The organism is Bacteroidota bacterium, from assembly GCA_017303905.1.
GTDB lineage: Bacteria > Bacteroidota > Bacteroidia > B-17B0 > Aurantibacillaceae > JAHEYG01.
Genome location: JAFLBH010000002.1, coordinates 639,595 through 661,145 on the forward strand (window position 1 = coordinate 639,595; position 21,551 = coordinate 661,145).

The window sequence follows — 21,551 nt, forward strand, 5'->3', positions numbered from 1 at the left end:
TTTTGAACGCATCGAAACAAAAAATCTCTACTTTAGTTGCCATGAAAGTGTTTAATTCTTTAGTAGTGTGTTTGATTTCCCTCCTTTTTATTTTTTGTGAAAGTCAGGAATCCTATGAAGACACCAAACTTTCATTTGAGTTAGATCCCGTTACAAACGATACCATTAATGTAACAACACCAAAAGGTAAACAAGGACGCTGGTTTATTAAAACCGATTGCGCGGCGGGTTTACCTAAAATTCCGAAAGATTCCATTAAGGGAATTGACAGCACATTAAAAGCGGAGATTGTTTTTCAACCTGCAGTTTTGAGTGTAGGCAGATATATGGATGATAAAAAACACGGGACCTGGACCTATTACAACGAAGATGGTTCGGTTAATAAAATGGAAGTTTATCAGGATGGAAAATTAATCGGGAATCAATAATTTCATTCCTTCTCGAAAAATGAGGGCATCAAAAAGAAAACAGTATCGATGAATTGTAACGACCCTTCTTCAGTCAATACATTTTCGTCATGCAAATCTTCTAATATGATACCTAAATCAGGATGATAGTAATCATTGTCCTTTTTGTTAATGAAACCATTTTCAGCAAGGAATTCCTTCACATTATTAAGATTAGTGATTTCGGTTGATTTAACAAAAGGCTGCTTAACAACGGCACACAGATTATCGTCTGAATGATAAAATCCTAATAGTTCATACGCCAAATGAGGAAAGAAAAAATTATGAATAAGGAGACTATTAAAATAATCCTCCCAGAATTCATAAAAAATGGAATCGTTTAATTTAAGTACAAATTGAGGATTTGAAAACTCGAAAATTTTTTGCTCTGCCCCTTCTCCGATATATTTTGTTTTATCGATTTCCTTAACCCAAAGACCTTGAGCATCGATAAATTCAATTAAGATTTTCGCTTCTTGCTTCTTGAGGAGCTTTGTTTATTCAGATTCTGAAATTGCCTTCTTTTTTCCTCTAAGGTGGTGGTTGATTGCTTGGATAATTTCTCCATTCCTAACCGATCCATTTCCTGAAATGATATTCTGTAATTCATGTTTAATAGACATTTATACAAAGTTACAATACTTTTACGACTATGTCAATAAGCAAGATAGCGCATATGAAAGTGCGTTTTTATACCATATAAAAAAAAGGAGAGCGTTTGCTCTCCTTTTTTTTATTCTTGAAAAATATATTTCTTTACTACTTTCCCTTCGGTTTCATCAAAGTGTACAACTTTCCATAATAATTGATTTGCGGCTTCGTCGTGCAAAATTTGTATCCAGTATTCAGGCTGACGTAAACGCAGCATTTTTTCATCTTTCAAAAAATTAAATGAGAATTCGGTTTTACCATCATTCACCACGCAGTTATGCGTTTTATCGAAATCAGGGGCCTTCGCGATGTTGATTGTTTCGGTTGGCGCATTTTCGGCATGCCATTTACCGATGAATTTATCAGCCGCTTCAAATCCTGCTTGCTCAGTGGCAGCTCCACTTTCTTCTCCGTTAGCGGCATCTTTATTTCCGCAGGCGCTCATAACGAGCACAGTAGCCAAAACATAAAATAATCTCATAAAAAGGGTTTAATAATTTATTATGAAATTAATAAAAGAAAGTGTTACAACAAGTAAATCCTGTAAAAAGATTTAATTTTTCTTCATAAACACCGCGCTGATAAAGGCGGTACTTACGGTAATGAATAAGAAGCTAAATAATTTAGCTGTTATCGCTTTAAAAGCCGATAAAGCCGCGATGTTTTCTTCGATGATTTTTGGATACATCTCCGCCTTTATTTTCGGATTCTTCTTTAAAAACTCTAAATACTCTGCGCCGTTATAATACTGAATGGATAAGTCTTTTAATTTCCATTCAAACTCTATGTATTGATACACACTTAAAATCACCATGGCGATGGCTGCTACAGTCATGCCTACGGCCATGGCATTTCTGCCTGCAATAAATCCACCCAAATCTTTATCTCTCACCTGCTTTATGGCTAATACCATAAAAGGAATAATAGCAAACACCGATAGGATGTGCGAATAATAAAATCCGAATTTAGTTAGCTGATAACCTCCTAATACAATAATGAGCTTGTAAATAATAACAAGAATACTGTAAGTTAATCCTATATAAAGTACGCGTTTGTTCATGTTGTTTAGTTCGGAGTTTGTACTTGGGAGAGAATAGTTAGTTGTTTAGAGTTGAAAGGAAGTTTCTACGAACTCTCAACTACCAACTAAATCCCCTATCCATTCATACTAATTAAAAATTCTTCGTTAGTTTGCGTTCTGCGTAAGCGGTCTTGTAAAAATTCCATCGCTTCCTGCGGTGTCATGTCGCCCAAATGTTTTCTTAACACCCATAAACGACTTAACATGTCTTTCTCTAATAATAAATCATCGCGACGTGTTGAGCTGGCCAATAAATCTACCGCCGGATAAATACGACGATTCGCTAACTTACGGTCGAGCTGCAACTCCATGTTACCGGTTCCTTTAAATTCTTCAAAGATAACTTCATCCATTTTAGAACCGGTTTCAGTTAACGCGGTTGCAATAATGGTTAAGGAACCTCCGTTTTCAATTTTACGGGCAGCACCAAAGAAACGTTTTGGTTTGTGTAAGGCGTTTGCATCCACACCACCGGTTAATACTTTACCACTGGCAGGAGAAACGGTATTATAAGCACGCGCTAAACGTGTAATACTGTCTAATAAAATAACTACGTCATGTCCGCACTCTACCAATCGTTTTGATTTCTCCAATACAATGTTGGCAATCTTCACATGCTTTTCTGCCGGCTCATCAAATGTAGAAGAAACTACTTCCGCTTTTACACTGCGTGCCATATCGGTTACCTCTTCCGGACGTTCATCAATTAATAAAATAATTAAATAAACTTCAGGATGGTTATATGCAATCGCATTAGCTACTTCTTTTAATAAAACCGTTTTACCGGTTTTTGGTTGCGCTACAATTAATCCACGCTGACCTTTACCAATAGGTGCAAACATATCAATGATACGTGTGCTCATGGTTTCTTGAGGATGTCCGGTTAATTTTAATTTTTCGTTCGGGAATAATGGTGTTAAATAATCAAACACTACACGATCACGCACGTAGGCCGGCTCGCGACCGTTAATTTTATCTACTTTAATTAAAGGGAAATATTTTTCACCCTCACGTGGCGGACGAATTCCACCGCGGATTACATCACCCGTTTTTAATCCGAATAATTTTATCTGCGATTGAGAAACATATACGTCATCCGGTGAGTTTAAATAATTGTAATCCGAACTACGCATGAAACCATAACCATCTGGCATAATTTCAAGTACACCTTCTGCAAACACAATATTATCCCAGTTGTAATGTACCTTCTCTGCTTTCTTATGTTCAACAGGCTCCTCATGAACTTCCGGCATTCCGGATGATTCAGCTTGCTGTACAGGTTCTGTAACGGCAGGCTCTTCCACTTTTGCTTCCACAACGGGAATAACTTCTTCTTCCGCAATAGGCTCCACTGTATCGTCAACAATAGGCTCTAATTTCACCGATTTACGCGGACGTTTCCCATCGGGGTCTCTGCGTTCGGTTTTAACCTCTCCTTTTTTGCCGCTTAATTTAGCAGCCAAATCAGGATTAGCGTTTTGAGCATCAATAATTTTTAAAACAATGTCGCCTTTATTCATGCCTTTGGTATCAATACCAAACTTTTTAGCGATGTCTTTTAGGTCTGACAATAAGCGATTGCTTAAATCCATTACTTGAAACATAGGATTAAGTAGATTAAATTAAGAGATTAATTATGTGATAATTTTTTTATACTAAAATGGGTTCTGATTTTTATGCCTCAAGAATATAAGGCATTCAGATATCGTAGTACAAGTATAAGGGATTTTTCTGAAATCCAAAAATATTTCAATAAAAAATAAAAGTATCCACAAGATCACGATTTCCGGTCTGTTGATGACAATTAATACATAATGCAGGGTCTTTTTCTACACTATAAATAACCTCTCCGTTTGGCTTGACTTCTCCCCAAATCCAGGCACCTTTATACTTATACATAAATGCATAAAAATTCAAACTGGTTCCCGACATCACTTCCTTTACTACCATGGATCGCTCAGGGAATTTTGTGTTTAATGGAAGTTTACCGTTATCTGTTAATGCGGCAAATGCGGTTTTATTAAATTTTAATTTAAAACTGCCGTGTGCTCCGTTATTGCCGGGATAAATAATGTTTGGATCGTTTTTATAATAATTAAAGGCTGCCTCGTTTTTACAACTATCCAATAAAGAATAATCCTTGTAAGCTAAGTCAGGGTTAATTCCCTTATCCTTCCTACATGCAATTAAAAAAACTGCAGATAATATTATTACATACTTAAACATTCACTACATATTTAGCGAGCCATGTATTTTTAAGAGGCTTCTTCCACTCTGCCCATTGTAAGGAAGAGCTGATGGTATTGTCGTAAATAAGCGTATCGCCGGTAATTTCACCCGATTGTAACAGCTCTGTAATTTTAGATGAATGAATGACAATAGGCTCTTCGTTTTTATCGTATACAACCAATAAACGGTTTAACAACTCAATATTGAAATGAATTTCTTGCTCTTTAACAAAACGTTGTAATTTATCAATGCTGCATCCGCTGGCGTTATAAGCGCTTTCATCCACTTTAAAAATCAACAAACGCTTTTTAAATATTTCAAATGAAGCTGCCAACTTAATTTCGTGTGCAGTCCAACCCGCTACGAAGTTCTTGCAATTCTCACTTAGCATTTGTAATTGTTCGTTGCTAAGTTCTTTGCTGATAACGTATATCCAAACTCTTTCTGTCATGTTAATATTTAGGATTAATACCGGTGTAATTATGAGGTGTAATCTTCTTTAATTCTTCTTTTATGGTCGCACTTACATTTAATGTATCGATAAACGCGTGCATAGAATCTTTCGTTACATGTGTATTGGTACGTGTTAAATCTTTTAATGCTTCGTATGGCTTAGGATAGCCTTCGCGACGTAAAATCGTTTGTACCGCTTCCGCCACAACAGCCCAGTTATCTTCCAAGTCTAATTCAAAAGCCTTTTCGTTTAAAATCAATTTATCCAATCCTTTTAAAATACTTCTGAATGAAATCAACATATGCGACATCGGCACACCAATGTTTCTTAAAACAGTGCTGTCGGTTAAATCGCGTTGTAAACGTGATACAGGAAGTTTAGCAGCAAGGTGCTCCAACAAGGCGTTCGCCACACCTAAGTTTCCTTCCGCGTTTTCAAAATCAATCGGATTTACTTTATGTGGCATGGCTGATGATCCTACTTCACCCGCTTTTAATTTTTGTTTGAAATATTCCACACTGATGTACGACCATATATCGCGACACAAATCGATTAAGATTGTATTGATGCGCTTGCAGGCATCACAATAAGCCGCTAAATTATCGTAATGTTCGATTTGTGTGGTGAATTGCGAGCGTGATAGACCTAATGTCCCATTCACGAAATTATTTCCGAATTCAACCCAATTATATTTTGGATAAGCTACTTGATGCGCATTGAAATTACCGGTTGCGCCGCCAAACTTTGCTGAATAAGGAACGGCTTTTAATTGATTGATTTGCTTTTCCAGTCTTTCTACAAACACATAAATTTCCTTTCCTAATTTTGTAGGAGAGGCGGGTTGTCCGTGAGTGCGCGCCAACATCGGAACTGCTTCCCAGGTTTTCGCTAAATCTTTGAGTTTGGATATTAAAGCATCGGTTTGCCTGAATAATACGTTGTGAGTAGCATCCTTTAAGGATAAAGGAATGGCAGTGTTATTAATATCCTGAGAAGTTAATCCGAAGTGTACAAACTCCAAATATTTTTCCAAACCAACTGCGGTTAATTTTTCTTTAACGAAATATTCCACCGCTTTCACATCATGATTGGTTGTTTTTTCTGTGTCTTTAATTTTTTGCGCATCCGCCAAAGAAAATTCACTCACCACTTTACGTAAGCTTTCTTTTTGCGCCGCGCTTAACAAATTGAGCTGTGGAAGCTTGTTCTCAGTTAACGCGATGAAATATTCAATTTCAATTAATACGCGGTATTTAATTAAGCCATACTCCGAAAAGTAGGCCGCTAAATCTTCTGTTGCTTTTCTGTATCTGCCGTCAACCGGCGATATGGCTGTAAGAGCACTTAATTCCATAAAAATGTAAAAAGCAAAGATACGGTTTTTTTATATCTGTAATCTCACATTAAAAACTTACCTTTAGGGCACTTTAGGGGTGCTGACTATTAGGTTATTTGAGGTTTCTGGTTTCTAGTTAATAACTAACAAGAAACATTAAACAAGAAATAATCAATAGTAAGCTGAGAAAACACCCTTACTACCTGATGCGGGTAATGCCGACGAAGGGAAAAGTAATTCTGTTTTCGCGCTCCCCTTTTAAATTATGACATTACTTGGTATCATAGCTTTAATTAGCGGTGTAGCGGGCGTTATCCTCACTATCAAACAAAGTATTTGGTGCTGGCCAATGGCCTTAATTTCGGTGCTTACTTCCGGTATTGAATTTTATGAATCGCGTTTGTATGGCGACATGGCCTTACAAGTGTTTTATTTTATCAGCGGTGTTTACGGCTGGGTATATTGGAATAAAAAAAAGAAAGATGATTTTAAAGTTACATCGCTACCTATAAAACTTATTTTACCGCTCAGCGCATTCACGGTTGCTCAATTTTTTATTTATTACTATTTGCTCGTTGTATTTAAAGGTGATAAAGTTTTTATGGACGCTTTGCTCACAGCATGTAGTTTAACGGCCACTTATATGATGACGAAGAAATGGGTTCAGAACTGGGCGTTTTGGGTGCTGATTGATTTCGCTTACATTGGTCTCTATTTTTCAAAAGATCTTTATTTGTATGCTCTTTTATATTTATTCTTTACCATCATTGCTTTATATAGCTACTTAAATTGGAAAAAAACAGTATCATAAAAATTGCCGTCATCGGCGCCGAAAGTACCGGTAAGTCTACTCTTGTAAAAGAATTGGCTCAGTATTTCCATACCGAATATGTGGAGGAATATGCCCGCGAATATTTTAACACACACAACATCGATGATTATTCGATTGATGTGTTTGATAAAATATACAGCAAACAATTGGAGAATGAAGAATTAAAATCTGTACATGCTACAAGATTTTTATTTTGTGATACAACCTTAATAACAGGTAAGATTTGGAGCGAAGAGGTTTTCGGAAAAACCGCTCCTTTTATAAACGAAAGAATTTTCAAACATCATTACGATTTTTACTTGGTCACTGATAATGATGTGCCTTGGGTGGCCGACGGACAAAGAAAAAATCCGCATAACCGCGGCGAATTACTCAACAAAAACATTGAACTACTAAAGGAACTTAAGGCAAGTTACGAAATAGTGAAAGGTTTGCAAGAACAACGCTTAACGAATGCTGTCAGTATTATTAAAAAGCATTTTGCGCTGACTTAATTTTCGTATATTTGCCTCGGTCTTAAGGGGTGCTTATAGTTTACTATAGGCTGAGATTATACCCAATAACAATAAGTGTCCAACCACTGTTGTTATGCACCTGAACAGGATAATGCCTGCGTAGGGAACAGTTAAAAAGCAAATGCAACCCCTTTGCATTTGATGGTTTAACATAAAAAAGAAACAAAAATGAAACTAAAAAAAGCGGCTCGTTTGTGCAGCCTTGCCTTCGGTGTATTGTATATGCCCATGGTGAAAGCGCAATTTTCTATCAATGGTACTGTCACCGCTCCGGATAAAAATGCCATACCCTATTCGGTCATTGGCGTTAAAAACACCTTTATTTCGTCGCAAGCAAATGCTTTTGGCGAATATAAAATCACCAACCTGAAAGCCGGAACATATGTTCTGATAACGAATTGCATTGGTTATAAAATGCGTTATGATACGGTTCAATTGAACGAAAACCTAAAACTGGATATTACACTAACGGTCGACGACATACGGCTGGATGAAATTCCCGTAAGTTCAACGCGCGCTACCAAACAAAGCGCCATGGCTTATACGGAAATAGGTAAAGAGGAAATAGCCAAATTGAATTTAGGGCAAGACATTCCAATGATTTTAAGTCAGGCGCCCAGCGTTGTCAGTAATAGTGATGCCGGCAATGGTGTTGGTTATACCGGATTAAGAATTAGAGGTACCGATGGAACACGTATTAATGTAACCATTAACGGCATTCCGGTTAACGATGCCGAAAGTCAGGGTGTGTTTTATGTTAATATGCCTGATTTGCTTTCGTCTGTTAATTCGGTGCAAATACAACGCGGCGTTGGTGCTTCCAGTAATGGCGCCGGTGCATTTGGTGCCAGCATTAATATGCAAACTAACACACTGAATGAAAAACCATACGCCGAGCTCATTCATTCGGCAGGATCCTATAGAACCATGCGCAACACCTTGAATGTAGGGAGCGGATTGATAGGCGGCCATTTTGCAGTAGATGCCCGCTTAAGTAATATTAAAAGTGATGGCTACATAGATAGAGCCAAATCCAATTTATCGTCGTATTATTTAGCGGGCGGTTATTACGGACAAAAAACAATTGTGAAAGCCATTATGTTTTCCGGAAAGGAAAAAACCTATCAAGCTTGGTATTATGTACCGGAAGATTCCATTAAAAACGGAAACAGAACCTATAATCCGGCAGGAGAATACTGGGATGGAAATGGTAACGTAAAATATTATGATAACGAAACCGATAATTACGTTCAGGATAATTATCAGATTCACTGGATTCAAACCATTAATAATAAATTAAATTTTACCATTGCCGGACATTATACCGAAGGAAAAGGTTATTATGAACAATACCGCGGCAACGATGATTTTGCCAATTACGGCATGGAAGATATTGTGATTGGAACAAATACTATTACTTCGACCGATTTAATCAGAAGACGATGGCTCGACAATGATTTTGCCGGCGTTGTTTACAGTTTAAATTACAACCCAAATTCCAAATTAAAATTTAACATCGGTGGAGGCAACAATGGTTATTATGGTAGACATATGGGTGAAGTCATCTGGGCACGTTATGCAAGCACAAGTGATATGGGTAAACGCTATTATCAAAACCAGGCATTTAAAAATGACAATAACATTTATTTTAAATCAACAGTTACCCTCACAAAAGGATTGACTGTGTTTTTAGATGTGCAATACCGCAATGTATTTTATTCCTTTTTAGGATTTGATACAACATTGGCACAAGTGCAACAAAGCGTAACGTATGATTTTTTTAATCCGAAAATCGGCTTGAACTATAACGTAAATGATAAAATTCGCGTGTATGCTTCCTATGCCATGACAAACAAAGAACCAAACCGTGATGATTTTGTTAATAGCAGCGGGAAAAGTCGTCCGAAATATGAATCATTAAATGATTTGGAAATTGGCGCTACTTATGCTTCCAAAGATGTGTTTGGTGAAATTAATTTCTACAACATGGATTATACCAACCAATTAGTATTAAACGGTGAAGTAAATGATGTGGGGGCTTATAATCGCGTTAACGTTGACAGAAGTTACAGAAGAGGAATTGAAATACAGGCCGGTGTTAACCTTAGTAAATATTTTACTTTGAGCGGGAATTTAACTTTATCACGCAATAAAATAAAAACATTTACGGAATATCTGGATAGCGCCAATGCCGACTGGAGTGTTTATACCCAATATAAAATCAATTATGTGGAGACAGATATTTCTTTCTCCCCAAATGTGATTGCAGGTGGTGTATTAACGGCTAAACCAATTAAAGGCTTGGAGATTTCCTTAATTAATAAATATGTAGGTCGTCAGTATTTAGATAATACGACCAATGTAAACAGAAGTATCAATCCGTATTACGTTGCAGATGCGCGCGTTTATTACAGTATCAAAACTAAATACCATACCGAATTAGGTTTGAACTTGACCGTGAATAATGTATTTAATACACGATATGAAACCAATGGCTATACATTCAGTTATTACACTGATCAAACCTTGAACACCTTTAATTATTTGGCGCCGGCTGCACCTATCAACTTTTTAGCCGGTATTAGTTTGAAGTTTCAATAAGGTTACAAAGAGCTTTCTCTATTTCAGGAAACTCAAATACAAATCCCCCGGAGAGTGATTTTCGGGGGATTATATTTACAGAATCTAATACTAAAGACGCTTCTGTTCCCATGAACAAAGCGCCAAGTTTAACTGCCGGTGTTGGTGCAGGAAAACCAATCGGCATTTTACAAGCTTTTCTAAATGCTTTCATCATGTCGGAATTAGTTACCGGATTTTGTGAAGCCGCATGGTACACACCGTTAGCTTCCGGAGTGTTTATCAACCATTCGGTTAAACGACATACATCTTTTTCGTGAATCCAGCTTACCATTTGTTTGCCACTACCTGCAGCACCTCCTAACCCTAATTTCACCAATGGCAAAAGTGTCGGCACCACGCCTCCACTCTTCCCTAATACCATGGAAATTCTTAAAATAATCTGACGCGTTTGAGGAAGTTGAAACGACTTGACAGCCTGCTCCCATTGCTTACACACCTCAAACATAAATCCCGAACCTTCACTTTGACTCGACTCATCGTGTGGTCCGCCTACCGCATTTTGATAAACCGCGGCGGCCGAAAAATTAATCCACACCTTTGGCGGCAGATTGAGTTTTTGTATGGCTTCTCCAATAGCTTGGGTAGACTTCACTCTGGATTCTAAAATTTCCTTTTTATTCGTTTCGTTAAAACGACAATTAATACTTCTTCCACTTAAATTAATAATCGCTTCGGCTCCATTGAGTTCTTTTGTCCACTCGCCCTGTTGAACACCATCCCATTTCATAAATTTGATTTTCCCTTCTGAAGTTTTTGCATATCTGCTTAACACCACTATTTCATCGAAAGAATTAAGAAAATGTTGTGACAACACTTTCCCTAAATATCCTGTACCTCCTGCTAAAACTATTTTACGCATTTGTCTTTTGCTGTTTATATTCGAGCCAATCCTTAATCGTAATTACAAAATAAAAAATGGCAATGCCCCATGCACTCACAAACCAATACGCATAAATTCGTTCGGCTTTATTATTTGGAATGCTTCCATGTGCCACCTCTTCAATCAAAAAAGCCAATAATCCACCAATTACAAAATAACTCAATACCGCTAACCAATATATTTTTAAGTAATCGTTCATTTGTTTTTTAGCCACTTTACGTATAGTAACAATGATGGCGTTAATAAGTTGATATAAACCCACAAAAAATTGCACAAGGGCTGTCCAAATTAAAACCTCCTTCCATTTTATACCTCCTTCATAAGATGGATTATTGATAATGGCCAAGAAGATGGTGATGAACGAAACACCTAATAAGATGCCTTGAGTGATGATATTGGTTAATTTCATAGTATAAATGTAACCAAAGCAATTCTTCATGATCATTAAATTGGTATTATTTAGTGCTTTTTAACAGACTAAAAAAGCTTATAAAACCAAGAGTATTTGATTATCTTTGCGCCATGAATTTTGAGGGCAAAACCGTTGGGTTTCATACACTGGGATGTAAGCTGAATTTTTCAGAAACATCTACCATTGCCCGTTTAATGCTGGAGAAAGGTTTTAAGAAAGTAGATTTTGGGAGTCCGGCTGATGTGTATGTGATTAATACCTGTTCGGTTACCGAAAATGCCGATAAAGAATGTAAGCAAATTGTAAAATCGGCCTTGCAAAAAAATCCGGAAGCTTTTGTGGCTATTGTAGGTTGTTACGCGCAATTAAAGCCGGAACAAATCGCGCAAATTGAAGGAGTGGATGTTGTATTAGGCGCTACAGAAAAATTCAAACTCTTAAACTACATTAACCTCAGCAGTAAAAACGAATCAACTCAAATTCAGAGTTGCGAAATTAACGATGCTGATTTCTTTGTAGATGCTTATTCGGTTGGCGACAGAACCCGTTCGTTTTTAAAAGTGCAAGATGGCTGTGATTACAGTTGTACTTTTTGCACCATACCTCTCGCACGAGGCAAAAGCAGAAGCGATACTATTGAGAATGTAGTGGAGAATGCTAAAAAGATTGCAGCCAGCGGCGTGAAAGAAGTGGTGTTAACAGGAGTTAACATTGGTGATTTTGGTTACGGAAGAGATATTGATGGGGATGTAAAGAAGAGAAAGAACTATACGTTTTTAGATTTAATCAAGGCATTGGATGAAGTGGAAGGTATTGAGCGATTCCGCATCTCTTCTATTGAACCCAATTTATTAAAAGACGAAATCATTGAATTTGTGGCGCAATCCAAACGTTTTATGCCGCACTTTCACATTCCACTTCAAAGCGGTAACAACGAATTATTAAAGCGCATGAAGCGCCGTTATTTAAGAGAGCTGTATTCCGACAGAGTAGCGAAAATAAAAATTTTAATGCCGCATTGCTGTATTGGTGTGGATGTAATTGTAGGTTTTCCGGGAGAAACGGAAGAACAATTTTTAGACACGTATAATTTTATTAATGGATTAGACGTTTCGTACTTGCATGTGTTTACATATAGCGAACGCGATAATACCGAGGCCATTGAAATGCCAAATCCGATTCCTGTTTCTGAAAGAAAAAGACGCAATAAGATGTTACGAATTTTATCGGCGAAAAAACTGCGCGCTTTTTATGAGCAAAACATTGGTAAAACCTCAACGGTTATTTTCGAGAACGAATCAAAAGGTGATTTCATGTTTGGTTTTACGGAGAATTACGTAAAGGTGAAGCACACTTACAATGCCGACTTAGTAAATACAGCCGTAAAAGTTACACTGAACGACTTCGATGAAGAAGGAAATGTAATCTGTAAAATTTCAGAGGAGATTCCTGCTTAAAAATCACACCACAAACTTTTCAGAAAAAAAACGACTTTCTTTATCGGTTACGCAAACCGTATAGGTTCCTTTAGGTAAATGTGAAAAATTATAGGTGTTCTTTTCAAAGTTGCTTTCTACAAGAAATCCATCCTGATTAAATAATTTAAACGAATGGATATCGGAATCATGTTGAACCGTTAAGGTGCGTTGTTCGGTATCAATGATTAAGTTCATAGTACAAGGGATCTGTTTTAGCCAAATTATGAATTGTACTTTCTTTTATAAATACCCGCCTGTGGGTATATCTAAAGAAATCAATGGGTGCGTTTAAATGTAATCCTGAACTTTTACCTAAACAAGATTTACAGTGTGGATACCCGGTTTGGGTTTATAAGTGGTTGTTTTTTTAATGTGGAAACTAAGTCCACATTGATTTATATGTATCCGGAAATGTGATGGTTTGTTTATCTTTAAAAATCCCAAACACTGCGCTTCCGCTTCCGCTCATTGATGCATAAACGGCACCGGCTTCATAGAGTTGGTTTTTTAATTTCTCCACTTCGGGATACTTTTTAAAAATGCTTTTTTCAAAATCGTTAACCAAGCAATTTTTCCAATTGGAAATGGGTTCATTTTCTACAATTTCCTTAACCGAACGTAATGGTTTGTTGGGAATAACGCCATCGTAAGCTTCCTTGGTATTACTATTAATGCCCGGATGTACCACTAAAATACGATAGTCCTTTAAGTTTACCTTAACCGAACTGAACTCATCCCCTTTGCCCACCGCAAAAACGGGGGTATTTTCTATAAAAAAAGCGCAATCAGACCCTAATTTGCGGGCAATATTGGTTAACTGCTCTTGACTCAATCCTAAACTAAACTTTTGATTGATAATTTTCAGAAAAAAAGCCGCATCGGAACTGCCCCCGCCGAGTCCGGCTCCCATTGGCAAAACCTTACGTAAATTGACTTTTAAATGGGGTAATTTAACCTCAGCGCTCAAGGCCTTCCAGGCTTTATAAATGATGTTTTCTTCAATGGGTCCGGCTACTGTTAAACCGCTTGTTTCCAAATCAAAAGGCTGAGAGCCTCCATCCAAAACTTCGAGGGCATCACACCAATTAATGGGATAAAAAACCGTCTCGATGTTATGAAAACCGTCCGGTCTTTTCTCTATCACGTTCAGTCCCAGGTTAATCTTAGCATTTGGAAAAAGTATCATTTTTTGGGCTTTTTTGGCTTTGTTAAATATTTTTTACTAAATTGCACTAAAATTTTATAAAAACACAACCATGAAAAATAAAAAATCTACTATTGGTTTAATGTTATTAATGGCTGGTTCGTTAGTTTTAACTAATTGTACCAAAGACAAAACGAATCCTCAGCCTGAACCGGATAAAGATATGACCACTACTACTGAGGCCGTAAACACTCAAATGATTGTTAACGATATCCAGGAGTTATGCGGACAAGTATGTGAATCGAATGCATTTTTATTGAACGATCATGATGCAACTCCGGTTACCATTATGCAAGGAACAAACACTATTAATAGTAGTAATGCATTGGTTAATGTTGGGTCAAACTCATACACTTTAACATTCAACAATACTGTAGGTCGTGATGGTCGCGTTCGTAATGGTGTTTTAGTATTTGATTATACTGCAACTCCTGCTACTGTACCTAATAAATTTTATCGTATTCCCGGCTTTATTGTGGATGTAACTTCTGTTGGTTATTCAGTAGATAACTACACTATCAGCATCAACAACATGCGTATTTCAAATACCACTCCAATTGGTTTCCCTGGTACTGCTCCTTTTTTACCTAGCGCTACCAAAATGAGCTGGAAACAAACAGCTGATGTTAGCGTAATGTGGGCAAATGGAACAAGCACTTCTACCACTACATTTAACGGTACTATCAATAAAACATTAGAAAACACCAATAACACTTCAATTCCAATGCCTCCGGGCCCATCTGCTACAACTTATACCGTATTTGGATATAGTGGTGTAAACAATAACTTCTTAAAGTTAAACTTACAATACTCTTCTTATACTGTTGAAGGTACAGGAACTTTAGCTAACGGAACTGCTTATACACTTGCTACTTCAAATCCGTTAACACGTAATTTTGTTAGCTCTCCTGAATTATTCGTAGTTGTAGGTAGCGAAGTAATTACAGTTCAACGTCACCCATTCTTAACGGGAGTTTTAAACTTTAAACCAACAGGTAAGTCTGACAGAGTTATTGACTTTGGTGAGTCTGGAACTATCGTAGATTACAATGCCAAAGTAACTATTGAAGGTATTACTTACTCTCACGATATCCGCTAATAAAAGCATTATCATAAAACAAAAAGCCCCGAGCGCAAACCTCGGGGCTTTTTTATTGGCATTTATTTCTCTTTATGACATTTATTCAAAATACTCTTTCATGCGATCAAAGAAGCTCTTCTCCTTTTTATTTGGATTAGGCTTGAAGTTTTTAGAATCCTGTAATTGCTCCATCATTTTCTTTTCATCAGCACTCAAATTGGTTGGCACATGAATGTTCACATCCACCAATAAATCGCCTTTTCCATAAGAGTTTATATCAGGAATACCTTTGCCCTTTAAACGAAGGATTTTTCCACTTGGTGTACCCGGATCAATCTTAATTTTTACTTTACCATCAATTGTTGGAATTTCGACCTGAGTTCCGAGAGCTGCCTCAGGGAAACTAATAAATGAATGGTATATAAGGTTGTTTCCATCGCGTTTTAACTCCGGATGCTCTTCCTCTTCTACTAATATTAATAAGTCACCGTTAATGCCACCCCTTGGTGCTGCATTCCCTTTTCCGTTCATAGAAAGTTGCATCCCTTCTGCAACACCGGCCGGAATATTTACAGAGATAACCTCTTCACCTCTTACAACACCATCGCCATGACAGGTCCCGCATTTCTCCTTAATAATTTTTCCTTCGCCATGGCAAGAGCTACAAGTTGTTTGCGTTCTCATAGCACCCAATATGGTTTGCTGAACACGGGTTTGTACTCCTGAACCATTACAAATCTTACAGGTATCGTAATTATTATTTTTAGCGCCGCTTCCTTTACAGGTTCCGCAGGCGACTTGTTTATTCACCTTTATTTTTTTCTCTACGCCATGAGCAATTTCGTTCAGGTTTAATTTAACCTTAACGCGTAAGTTGGAGCCACGGTTTACACGACGGCCACCGCCATTTCCTCCGCCTCCGCCACCAAATCCAAATGCACCGCCAAAAATATCTCCGAACTGAGAGAAAATATCATCCATGTTCATTCCACCGCCACCATAGCCGCCGCCACCTGCTGCACCACTCATGCCCGCATGTCCGAACTGATCGTATCGTTGTTTTTTCTCTGCATTACTTAAAACTTCATACGCCTCTGCGGCCTCTTTAAATTTTTCTTCAGCAGCTTTATCATCCGGATTTTTATCAGGATGGTATTTAATAGCCAGCTTACGATACGCCTTTTTTATTTCGTCATCGCTTGCGTTTTTAGCTACGCCCAGTACTTCGTAATAATCTCTCTTTGCCATAGTTTAATTTGCTACCACTACCTTTGCGTAGCGAATTACTTTATCACCTAATTTATAACCTTTCTCCACCTCATCCACTACTTTCCCCTTTTGATTCTCATCGCTGGCAGGAATGTGTGTAATCGCCTCCATGGTATCTTCACTAAAAGCTAAACCAACACTCTCAAATGCCGTTAAACCTTTTTGTTGGGTATTATGCTTCATTTTATTACTAATCAAAACAATACCTTCCTTAATGGAAGCAGGATCGTTATTGTTCTCATTCGCCTTTATTGCTCTTTCCAAATCATCAATGACAGGCAAAATGGCTTTAAAAACATCTTCAGATGCAGTTTTTATCAGCTCACTTTTTTCCTTCATGGTACGCTTTCTGTAATTATCAAACTCTGAATATAAACGAAGGTATTTATCGTTTAATTCCGCTACTTGCTGCTTTAATTGATCTACCTCAGAAACTGACGTATTTTCAGCATTAGTGGCAGTATTTTCTTCTTGCCCCTCGGTATTATTCTCGGTATTATTTACATTATCCTGTTCTTTCATAGTATCAAATCAATATAAGTTCGTGATTGCTTAATTGTCAATCAATAATTTTGCCAATAAAAATAAGTGGAAATTCTGTCAGTTTTTAAGGAAATTAAACTCTGTTCGCCGGTTTAATTCATGTTCTTTGTCAGAGCACTCAACCCCATTTAAACAGCGGTTTTTGATTTGTGCTTCACCCTTTCCGGTTGGTGTTAATCTGAAATTATCAATCCCTTTGGAGGCCAGATAATCAACTACGGCCTTGGAACGTTTTTCGGATAAGGCAAGGTTCGAAGCATCATCACCTCTACTATCGGTATGTGAGATTACCTCCAATTTCACGCCCGGATTGGCTTCAAGAATTGTGATCACCTGATCTAAAATCAATTCCCCTTCAAAAGTGATATTGAACTTCCCTGATTCGTAATAGATGTTTTCGGTAACCGATAAAGTTTTTTCTCCGGATTTATCAAACTTCTTATACTTCATGGTGATATCATCTTCCTCTTCAATAGGCGCTAAAGTCACCACATCGGCCTTAAGTAATTTATATTCAAAAAAACCTTTACTTGATTTGGTTAATTCACCAACCATCTCGCCATTTTGCTTGGCCAAGTATACTTTTGGTCCGCCTTTAACTTTGTCGTTTTGCTCAATGCGAATCGACAAAGTTTGAGTGGTATCTATTTTTGTAAAAAGAAAATCACCGTAGCCATCTGTTTTAGCAGTTTTCAAAGTATCCTGTAATTGATTCACCAAATAAACATTGTGATCAGTCAATGGCTTTTTAACGGCTTCACCAATCAACAGTTTACCCGAAATATCCGCTGTTGAATAAGCCGCATTGGTGCGACAAATATTTACAAATGCTCTTTCCAATACTTTAGCACTATCGGTTTCCATCCATAAACGACCTTTAGGATTCACAACGAAAAAAGATGGGAATTTATCGGCACCAAATACCTGAACAGCCTTATCCTGAATTCCGCCTTTTGCCAAGTAATTTGTTTTTTTACCCTTGAATTTAGAATTAACCAAATTACCATCTTTGAGATAGGTTTGCCATTTAGCGTCATCTTCCTCGGCACAAACAGTTACGTATTCAATTTCTGAAGCGCCCTTGCAAGCATTATTTTGAAAACGATTCAAGATAAATTCGATGCGTTGATTAATATCTACAATTTGCTTAAGGGGTTGTTGTGTGGTGAAAAACAAAACTAACACAAAGCGATCGGGACTCCCCGGTTTTCCTGTAGGTAAATCGATGGAAGTTTTCTGATTGTCTTTATTATAAACCTCAACTTTAGCAAAAGGAATTTTCTCACCGACTCTTAATTTTTTTTGTGCGAACACAACGTTGCAGACAAAAAACAGACAAACTATGACGGCGATTTTTTTCATTAAGGTTTAATGAATTTTAATTCAACACGATTGTTTTCGAGGTGCTCTGCTTCAGTACAATTCACATTGTTTTTGCATTTATTCAGAAGCATGGTTTCACCCTTCCCTATGGTTCGTATTTTAGTCGCAACGATACCATTCGACACTAAATACGTTTTTACTGCGCTTGCGCGTTTTTTTGAAAGCTCAAGGTTTGCGGCATCATCTCCACGGCTATCTGTATGCACAATAATTTCCAAAGTATATTCCTTATTTTTTGTCATCATGGTAACTACCTTATCCAATTCAGGAGTAGTTCCTTCATCAATTTGTGCTGTACCGGCCTTAAATGTAACATTAGGATTCACTGTCAGTGCATTTTTCTGAGCCATTGTTTCCTTGTCGGAAGCATTCATTTTATTAATCTCGTTTAGTGTTAAAGGCAATTCAAATCCTACCTCAGTTTTGTTAATCATACCAAATACAGCACCGGCTGAAGTGCTTAAATAAGCTTTAGAAACGTTTTGCAAACTACCCGATGTATCTAATTTGATAATATAATCTTTTAAAAACTTAACGCCGTAAAAAGTAAATACACCTGAGTTATCAGTGGTTGTACGACTTAAAGTATCACCAAATTTATTCTTCAAAACCATTTTTTGATTCTTCACTGCGTCGGTTGGCGCTTCTGAAAACAATAAGCGGGCTTTTAAATCTTTTGTATTCACCGGTGAGTTTTTCTTTCCGTCTAACACATCTTCTATTTCCAATTGAGTTGGATTCACCATAAGTACTTGTCCGGTTTCGCTGATTAATAACGTGAGTGGCAATTGAGTGATTTTAAAATTACGTATAGTTAAATCATTGTATCCACGAGGAGCAATTAAATTACTGACACCCTCCATTTTCATATTCACGATATCCTCATTCCATGCAGTTTTATCACTTTGCACAGCTATAGTAAAAGCTTCGAATCCGTCGGCATTACGATAAACCGCGTTACTGTAACGTTCATGAATATCCAATAAACGAGGTATAAATGGTTTCGATTTACTTACACTTGATGACCAAAAATGAAGTAATACAACTTTATTAATATAAGGGAATGAAATACTTTGCTGCGTGTTTTGATTATTATAAAGAATAAGAGCCGGGGTGGGATCACCTTGTTTTAATACAGTATTCGGTGTTTGCGCGCTTAATTTAAAAGCAAACAAAACGTTCAGAACAACAACTATTTTTAACAAGCGTTTTATCATTCTTTAATTCTGAGTTCCTCTAACTTTTTATGCAAATCATCACCTCTTAATGCTTTTGCTACAATAATGCCGTTACCATCAATTAAAAAATTGGTTGGAATTGAATACACGCCATATTTTACAGCTGCCGAATTATTCCAACCGCCTAAATCACCTACATGATTGTTCCAAACCAAACCATCATTTAAAATAGCTTGTTGCCATGCGTCTTTATTATTATCTAATGAAACGCTGTATATTGTAAATCCTTTACCGCCTTTAAATTTCTGATCTTTGAAAACATTATAAGCTACAACGAGCGATGGGTTTTCAATTCGGCACGGACGGCACCAACTGGCCCAAAAATCAATCAGTACTAACTGTCCTTTTAATGAAGATAATTTAACCGGTTTTCCTTGCGGAGAGTTCAATTCAATTTCCGGTGCTTTGTTTCCCAGATTCAACCCTACAGGAGCTTCTACTGTTGTAGTCGCTACTATCGTTTCTTTTTTTGAATCGGTACTTGTTTCCTTCTTAGATTTACATGCAAAAGCAAACGTCAAAAAAATGCTTAATACTAAATATATTCTTTTAAGTTCCATTTTACTTTCTGATAATTTCAGCACCAATAGCATTTAACCTTCCATCTATATTCTGATAGCCTCTATCAATTTGATTAATGTTAAAGATGGTGCTCTTGCCTTTTGCACTCATAGCTGCAATTAATAACGATACACCCGCACGAATATCCGGCGATGCCATTTGAATTGCTTTCAACTGAACTTTTTTATCTAAACCAATCACAGTAGCACGGTGCGGATCACATAAAATAATTTGGGCACCCATGTCGATTAGTTTATCTACGAAAAATAAACGGCTCTCAAACATTTTCTGATGAATGAGAACATTTCCGCGTGCTTGGGTTGCAGTAACTAAAACAATACTTAATAAATCAGGCGTGAATCCAGGCCAAATAGCATCTGCAATGGTTAAGATTGAACCATCGATGAAAGTATCGATTTCGTAATGACTTTGGCTTGGAATGTAAATATCATCACCCCTACGTTCCATTTGAATTCCTAAACGAGAAAACACACGAGGAATACAACCTAGATTATCATACGAAACATTCTTAATGGTAATTTCAGATTGAGTCATGGCTGCTAGGCCAATGAATGAACCAATTTCAATCATGTCAGGTAACAAACGATGTTTTGTTCCTTTCAATGATGTTACACCTTCAATGTTTAACAAATTAGAACCAATACCGCTAATTTTCGCACCCATGCTCACCAGCATTTTACATAATTGCTGAATGTAAGGTTCGCAAGCCGCATTGTAGATGGTGGTTGTGCCTTCTGCTAAAACAGCTGCCATAATGATATTGGCAGTTCCTGTAACAGAAGCTTCATCCAACAACATGTAAGTGCCTTTTAATTTATCGGCATGCACTTTAAACATTTCATCATGTCCGTCGTAATCAAATTGCGCTCCTAAATTTTGGAAGCCCAAGAAATGAGTATCCATACGACGACGGCCAATTTTATCACCTCCCGGTTTCGGCATGTAAGCTCTTCCAAATCGTGCTAACATCGGACCAATTATCATTACTGAGCCTCGTAAACCTCCGCCCTTCTTTTTAAACTCAGGCGATACGAGATAATCAACCTTCACTTCATCGGCCTGAAAAGTATATTCTTCATGGCCGGTTTTTTCAATTTTTACACCCAAATCACGTAATAAATCAATAAGCTTATTGATGTCAACGATATCAGGAATATTACTGATGGTAACTTTTTCGTTGGTAAGTAAAACGGCGCAAATGATTTGCAGCGCTTCGTTTTTAGCTCCTTGCGGAATGATATCTCCTTTTAATTGTTTGCCTCCGGTAACTTCAAAAATGGCCATAGTATAGGGA

22 protein-coding genes, 1 pseudogene and 1 riboswitch are annotated in these 21,551 nt (G+C 37.2%); of the genes and pseudogenes, 6 read left to right on the top strand and 17 right to left on the bottom strand.

Annotated features, from left to right (window positions below; genetic code table 11):
• Nucleotides 1-2: 2 nt before the first annotated feature.
• Complete coding sequence (locus tag J0L69_10425) at nt 3-428, top strand: hypothetical protein (protein MBN8693604.1); 426 nt, start codon at nt 3-5, stop codon at nt 426-428.
• 2 nt (nt 429-430) lie between these two features.
• Here J0L69_10425 and J0L69_10430 read toward each other — a convergent pair.
• The 7 genes and pseudogenes from J0L69_10430 to purB all read right to left on the bottom strand — a co-directional run bounded on the left by J0L69_10430 (nt 431) and on the right by purB (nt 6,215).
• A pseudogene (locus tag J0L69_10430) lies at nt 431-1,063 on the bottom strand (hypothetical protein).
• A gap of 116 nt (nt 1,064-1,179) precedes the next feature.
• Nucleotides 1,180-1,578, bottom strand: a complete 399-nt coding sequence (locus J0L69_10435) for a hypothetical protein (GenBank protein MBN8693605.1) — start codon at nt 1,576-1,578, stop codon at nt 1,180-1,182.
• A gap of 72 nt (nt 1,579-1,650) precedes the next feature.
• Entirely contained in the window at nt 1,651-2,157 is a 507-nt protein-coding gene (locus J0L69_10440) for a DUF4199 domain-containing protein (protein ID MBN8693606.1), read from the bottom strand.
• 95 nt (nt 2,158-2,252) lie between these two features.
• Complete coding sequence (gene rho, locus J0L69_10445) at nt 2,253-3,782, bottom strand: transcription termination factor Rho (GenBank protein ID MBN8693607.1); 1,530 nt, start codon at nt 3,780-3,782, stop codon at nt 2,253-2,255.
• 145 nt (nt 3,783-3,927) lie between these two features.
• Nucleotides 3,928-4,404 carry a hypothetical protein gene (locus J0L69_10450; protein ID MBN8693608.1) on the bottom strand — a complete coding sequence of 159 codons (477 nt, stop codon included), beginning with the start codon at nt 4,402-4,404 and terminating at the stop codon, nt 3,928-3,930.
• Nucleotides 4,397-4,858 carry a hypothetical protein gene (locus J0L69_10455; GenBank protein ID MBN8693609.1) on the bottom strand — a complete coding sequence of 154 codons (462 nt, stop codon included), beginning with the start codon at nt 4,856-4,858 and terminating at the stop codon, nt 4,397-4,399. Before J0L69_10455 ends, J0L69_10450 begins: the two co-directional genes overlap by 8 nt.
• 1 nt (nt 4,859) lies before the next feature.
• Nucleotides 4,860-6,215, bottom strand: a complete 1,356-nt coding sequence (purB, locus tag J0L69_10460) for an adenylosuccinate lyase (protein MBN8693610.1) — start codon at nt 6,213-6,215, stop codon at nt 4,860-4,862.
• 65 nt (nt 6,216-6,280) lie between these two features.
• Nucleotides 6,281-6,444, top strand: a riboswitch (TPP riboswitch).
• Nucleotides 6,445-6,462: 18 nt separating this feature from the next.
• Between purB and J0L69_10465 the strand changes: the two genes are divergently transcribed.
• From J0L69_10465 to J0L69_10475, 3 genes are all read left to right on the top strand, one after another.
• The gene (locus J0L69_10465) at nt 6,463-7,008 is read left to right on the top strand and encodes a nicotinamide mononucleotide transporter (GenBank protein MBN8693611.1); all 546 of its coding nucleotides are present in this window, start codon (nt 6,463-6,465) and stop codon (nt 7,006-7,008) included.
• Nucleotides 6,987-7,523, top strand: a complete 537-nt coding sequence (locus J0L69_10470; GenBank protein ID MBN8693612.1) for an AAA family ATPase — start codon at nt 6,987-6,989, stop codon at nt 7,521-7,523. Before J0L69_10465 ends, J0L69_10470 begins: the two co-directional genes overlap by 22 nt.
• Before the next feature lie 189 nt (nt 7,524-7,712).
• On the top strand, nt 7,713-10,145 hold the full coding sequence (locus tag J0L69_10475) for a TonB-dependent receptor (protein ID MBN8693613.1): 2,433 nt from the start codon (nt 7,713-7,715) through the stop codon (nt 10,143-10,145).
• Here the strand turns inward: J0L69_10475 and J0L69_10480 are convergent.
• On the bottom strand, nt 10,126-11,046 hold the full coding sequence (locus J0L69_10480; protein ID MBN8693614.1) for a TIGR01777 family oxidoreductase: 921 nt from the start codon (nt 11,044-11,046) through the stop codon (nt 10,126-10,128). The two genes, J0L69_10475 and J0L69_10480, sit on opposite strands and share 20 nt — an antisense overlap.
• Entirely contained in the window at nt 11,039-11,476 is a 438-nt protein-coding gene (locus J0L69_10485) for a hypothetical protein (GenBank protein MBN8693615.1), read from the bottom strand. The genes J0L69_10480 and J0L69_10485 overlap by 8 nt, the downstream gene beginning before the upstream one ends.
• A gap of 113 nt (nt 11,477-11,589) precedes the next feature.
• Between J0L69_10485 and mtaB the strand changes: the two genes are divergently transcribed.
• Nucleotides 11,590-12,936, top strand: a complete 1,347-nt coding sequence (gene mtaB, locus J0L69_10490; protein ID MBN8693616.1) for a tRNA (N(6)-L-threonylcarbamoyladenosine(37)-C(2))-methylthiotransferase MtaB — start codon at nt 11,590-11,592, stop codon at nt 12,934-12,936.
• Nucleotides 12,937-12,939: 3 nt separating this feature from the next.
• Here mtaB and J0L69_10495 read toward each other — a convergent pair whose 3' ends face one another.
• Nucleotides 12,940-13,152, bottom strand: a complete 213-nt coding sequence (locus tag J0L69_10495) for a hypothetical protein (protein ID MBN8693617.1) — start codon at nt 13,150-13,152, stop codon at nt 12,940-12,942.
• Nucleotides 13,153-13,336: 184 nt separating this feature from the next.
• Entirely contained in the window at nt 13,337-14,143 is an 807-nt protein-coding gene (locus J0L69_10500) for a 4-(cytidine 5'-diphospho)-2-C-methyl-D-erythritol kinase (GenBank protein ID MBN8693618.1), read from the bottom strand.
• 70 nt (nt 14,144-14,213) lie between these two features.
• On the opposite strand from J0L69_10500, the gene J0L69_10505 reads away from it, so the two are divergent.
• On the top strand, nt 14,214-15,260 hold the full coding sequence (locus J0L69_10505; GenBank protein ID MBN8693619.1) for a hypothetical protein: 1,047 nt from the start codon (nt 14,214-14,216) through the stop codon (nt 15,258-15,260).
• Nucleotides 15,261-15,341: 81 nt separating this feature from the next.
• Here J0L69_10505 and dnaJ read toward each other — a convergent pair whose 3' ends face one another.
• The 6 genes from dnaJ to murA form a co-directional block, all read right to left on the bottom strand.
• Complete coding sequence (gene dnaJ / locus J0L69_10510) at nt 15,342-16,490, bottom strand: molecular chaperone DnaJ (GenBank protein ID MBN8693620.1); 1,149 nt, start codon at nt 16,488-16,490, stop codon at nt 15,342-15,344.
• 3 nt (nt 16,491-16,493) lie between these two features.
• Complete coding sequence (locus J0L69_10515) at nt 16,494-17,033, bottom strand: nucleotide exchange factor GrpE (protein MBN8693621.1); 540 nt, start codon at nt 17,031-17,033, stop codon at nt 16,494-16,496.
• A gap of 78 nt (nt 17,034-17,111) precedes the next feature.
• Nucleotides 17,112-18,416: an OmpA family protein gene (locus tag J0L69_10520; GenBank protein ID MBN8693622.1), complete on the bottom strand. Its 1,305-nt coding sequence runs from the start codon at nt 18,414-18,416 to the stop codon at nt 17,112-17,114.
• Nucleotides 18,416-19,654 carry an OmpA family protein gene (locus J0L69_10525; protein ID MBN8693623.1) on the bottom strand — a complete coding sequence of 413 codons (1,239 nt, stop codon included), beginning with the start codon at nt 19,652-19,654 and terminating at the stop codon, nt 18,416-18,418. Before J0L69_10525 ends, J0L69_10520 begins: the two co-directional genes overlap by 1 nt.
• Complete coding sequence (locus J0L69_10530; protein ID MBN8693624.1) at nt 19,651-20,268, bottom strand: TlpA family protein disulfide reductase; 618 nt, start codon at nt 20,266-20,268, stop codon at nt 19,651-19,653. The genes J0L69_10525 and J0L69_10530 overlap by 4 nt, the downstream gene beginning before the upstream one ends.
• A complete protein-coding gene (gene murA / locus J0L69_10535) occupies nt 20,237-21,541 on the bottom strand; it encodes a UDP-N-acetylglucosamine 1-carboxyvinyltransferase (GenBank protein ID MBN8693625.1) in 1,305 nt (434 codons plus the stop codon). The genes J0L69_10530 and murA overlap by 32 nt, the downstream gene beginning before the upstream one ends.
• Nucleotides 21,542-21,551: the final 10 nt, after the last annotated feature.

What these genes read in the sequence shown, in the direction of transcription:
- J0L69_10435 (MBN8693605.1), bottom strand. Translation starts at nt 1,578, where the DNA reads ATGAGATTATTTTATGTTTTGGCTACTGTGCTCGTTATGAGCGCCTGC.
- rho (MBN8693607.1), bottom strand. Translation starts at nt 3,782, where the DNA reads ATGTTTCAAGTAATGGATTTAAGCAATCGCTTATTGTCAGACCTAAAA.
- J0L69_10475 (MBN8693613.1), top strand. Translation starts at nt 7,713, where the DNA reads ATGAAACTAAAAAAAGCGGCTCGTTTGTGCAGCCTTGCCTTCGGTGTA.
- J0L69_10485 (MBN8693615.1), bottom strand. Translation starts at nt 11,476, where the DNA reads ATGAAATTAACCAATATCATCACTCAAGGCATCTTATTAGGTGTTTCG.
- J0L69_10505 (MBN8693619.1), top strand. Translation starts at nt 14,214, where the DNA reads ATGAAAAATAAAAAATCTACTATTGGTTTAATGTTATTAATGGCTGGT.
- J0L69_10450 (MBN8693608.1), bottom strand. Translation starts at nt 4,404, where the DNA reads ATGTTTAAGTATGTAATAATATTATCTGCAGTTTTTTTAATTGCATGT.
- J0L69_10525 (MBN8693623.1), bottom strand. Translation starts at nt 19,654, where the DNA reads ATGATAAAACGCTTGTTAAAAATAGTTGTTGTTCTGAACGTTTTGTTT.
- J0L69_10440 (MBN8693606.1), bottom strand. Translation starts at nt 2,157, where the DNA reads ATGAACAAACGCGTACTTTATATAGGATTAACTTACAGTATTCTTGTT.
- J0L69_10465 (MBN8693611.1), top strand. Translation starts at nt 6,463, where the DNA reads ATGACATTACTTGGTATCATAGCTTTAATTAGCGGTGTAGCGGGCGTT.
- J0L69_10515 (MBN8693621.1), bottom strand. Translation starts at nt 17,033, where the DNA reads ATGAAAGAACAGGATAATGTAAATAATACCGAGAATAATACCGAGGGG.
- mtaB (MBN8693616.1), top strand. Translation starts at nt 11,590, where the DNA reads ATGAATTTTGAGGGCAAAACCGTTGGGTTTCATACACTGGGATGTAAG.
- J0L69_10455 (MBN8693609.1), bottom strand. Translation starts at nt 4,858, where the DNA reads ATGACAGAAAGAGTTTGGATATACGTTATCAGCAAAGAACTTAGCAAC.
- murA (MBN8693625.1), bottom strand. Translation starts at nt 21,541, where the DNA reads ATGGCCATTTTTGAAGTTACCGGAGGCAAACAATTAAAAGGAGATATC.
- dnaJ (MBN8693620.1), bottom strand. Translation starts at nt 16,490, where the DNA reads ATGGCAAAGAGAGATTATTACGAAGTACTGGGCGTAGCTAAAAACGCA.
- purB (MBN8693610.1), bottom strand. Translation starts at nt 6,215, where the DNA reads ATGGAATTAAGTGCTCTTACAGCCATATCGCCGGTTGACGGCAGATAC.
- J0L69_10495 (MBN8693617.1), bottom strand. Translation starts at nt 13,152, where the DNA reads ATGAACTTAATCATTGATACCGAACAACGCACCTTAACGGTTCAACAT.
- J0L69_10520 (MBN8693622.1), bottom strand. Translation starts at nt 18,416, where the DNA reads ATGAAAAAAATCGCCGTCATAGTTTGTCTGTTTTTTGTCTGCAACGTT.
- J0L69_10480 (MBN8693614.1), bottom strand. Translation starts at nt 11,046, where the DNA reads ATGCGTAAAATAGTTTTAGCAGGAGGTACAGGATATTTAGGGAAAGTG.
- J0L69_10500 (MBN8693618.1), bottom strand. Translation starts at nt 14,143, where the DNA reads ATGATACTTTTTCCAAATGCTAAGATTAACCTGGGACTGAACGTGATA.
- J0L69_10530 (MBN8693624.1), bottom strand. Translation starts at nt 20,268, where the DNA reads ATGCTATTGGTGCTGAAATTATCAGAAAGTAAAATGGAACTTAAAAGA.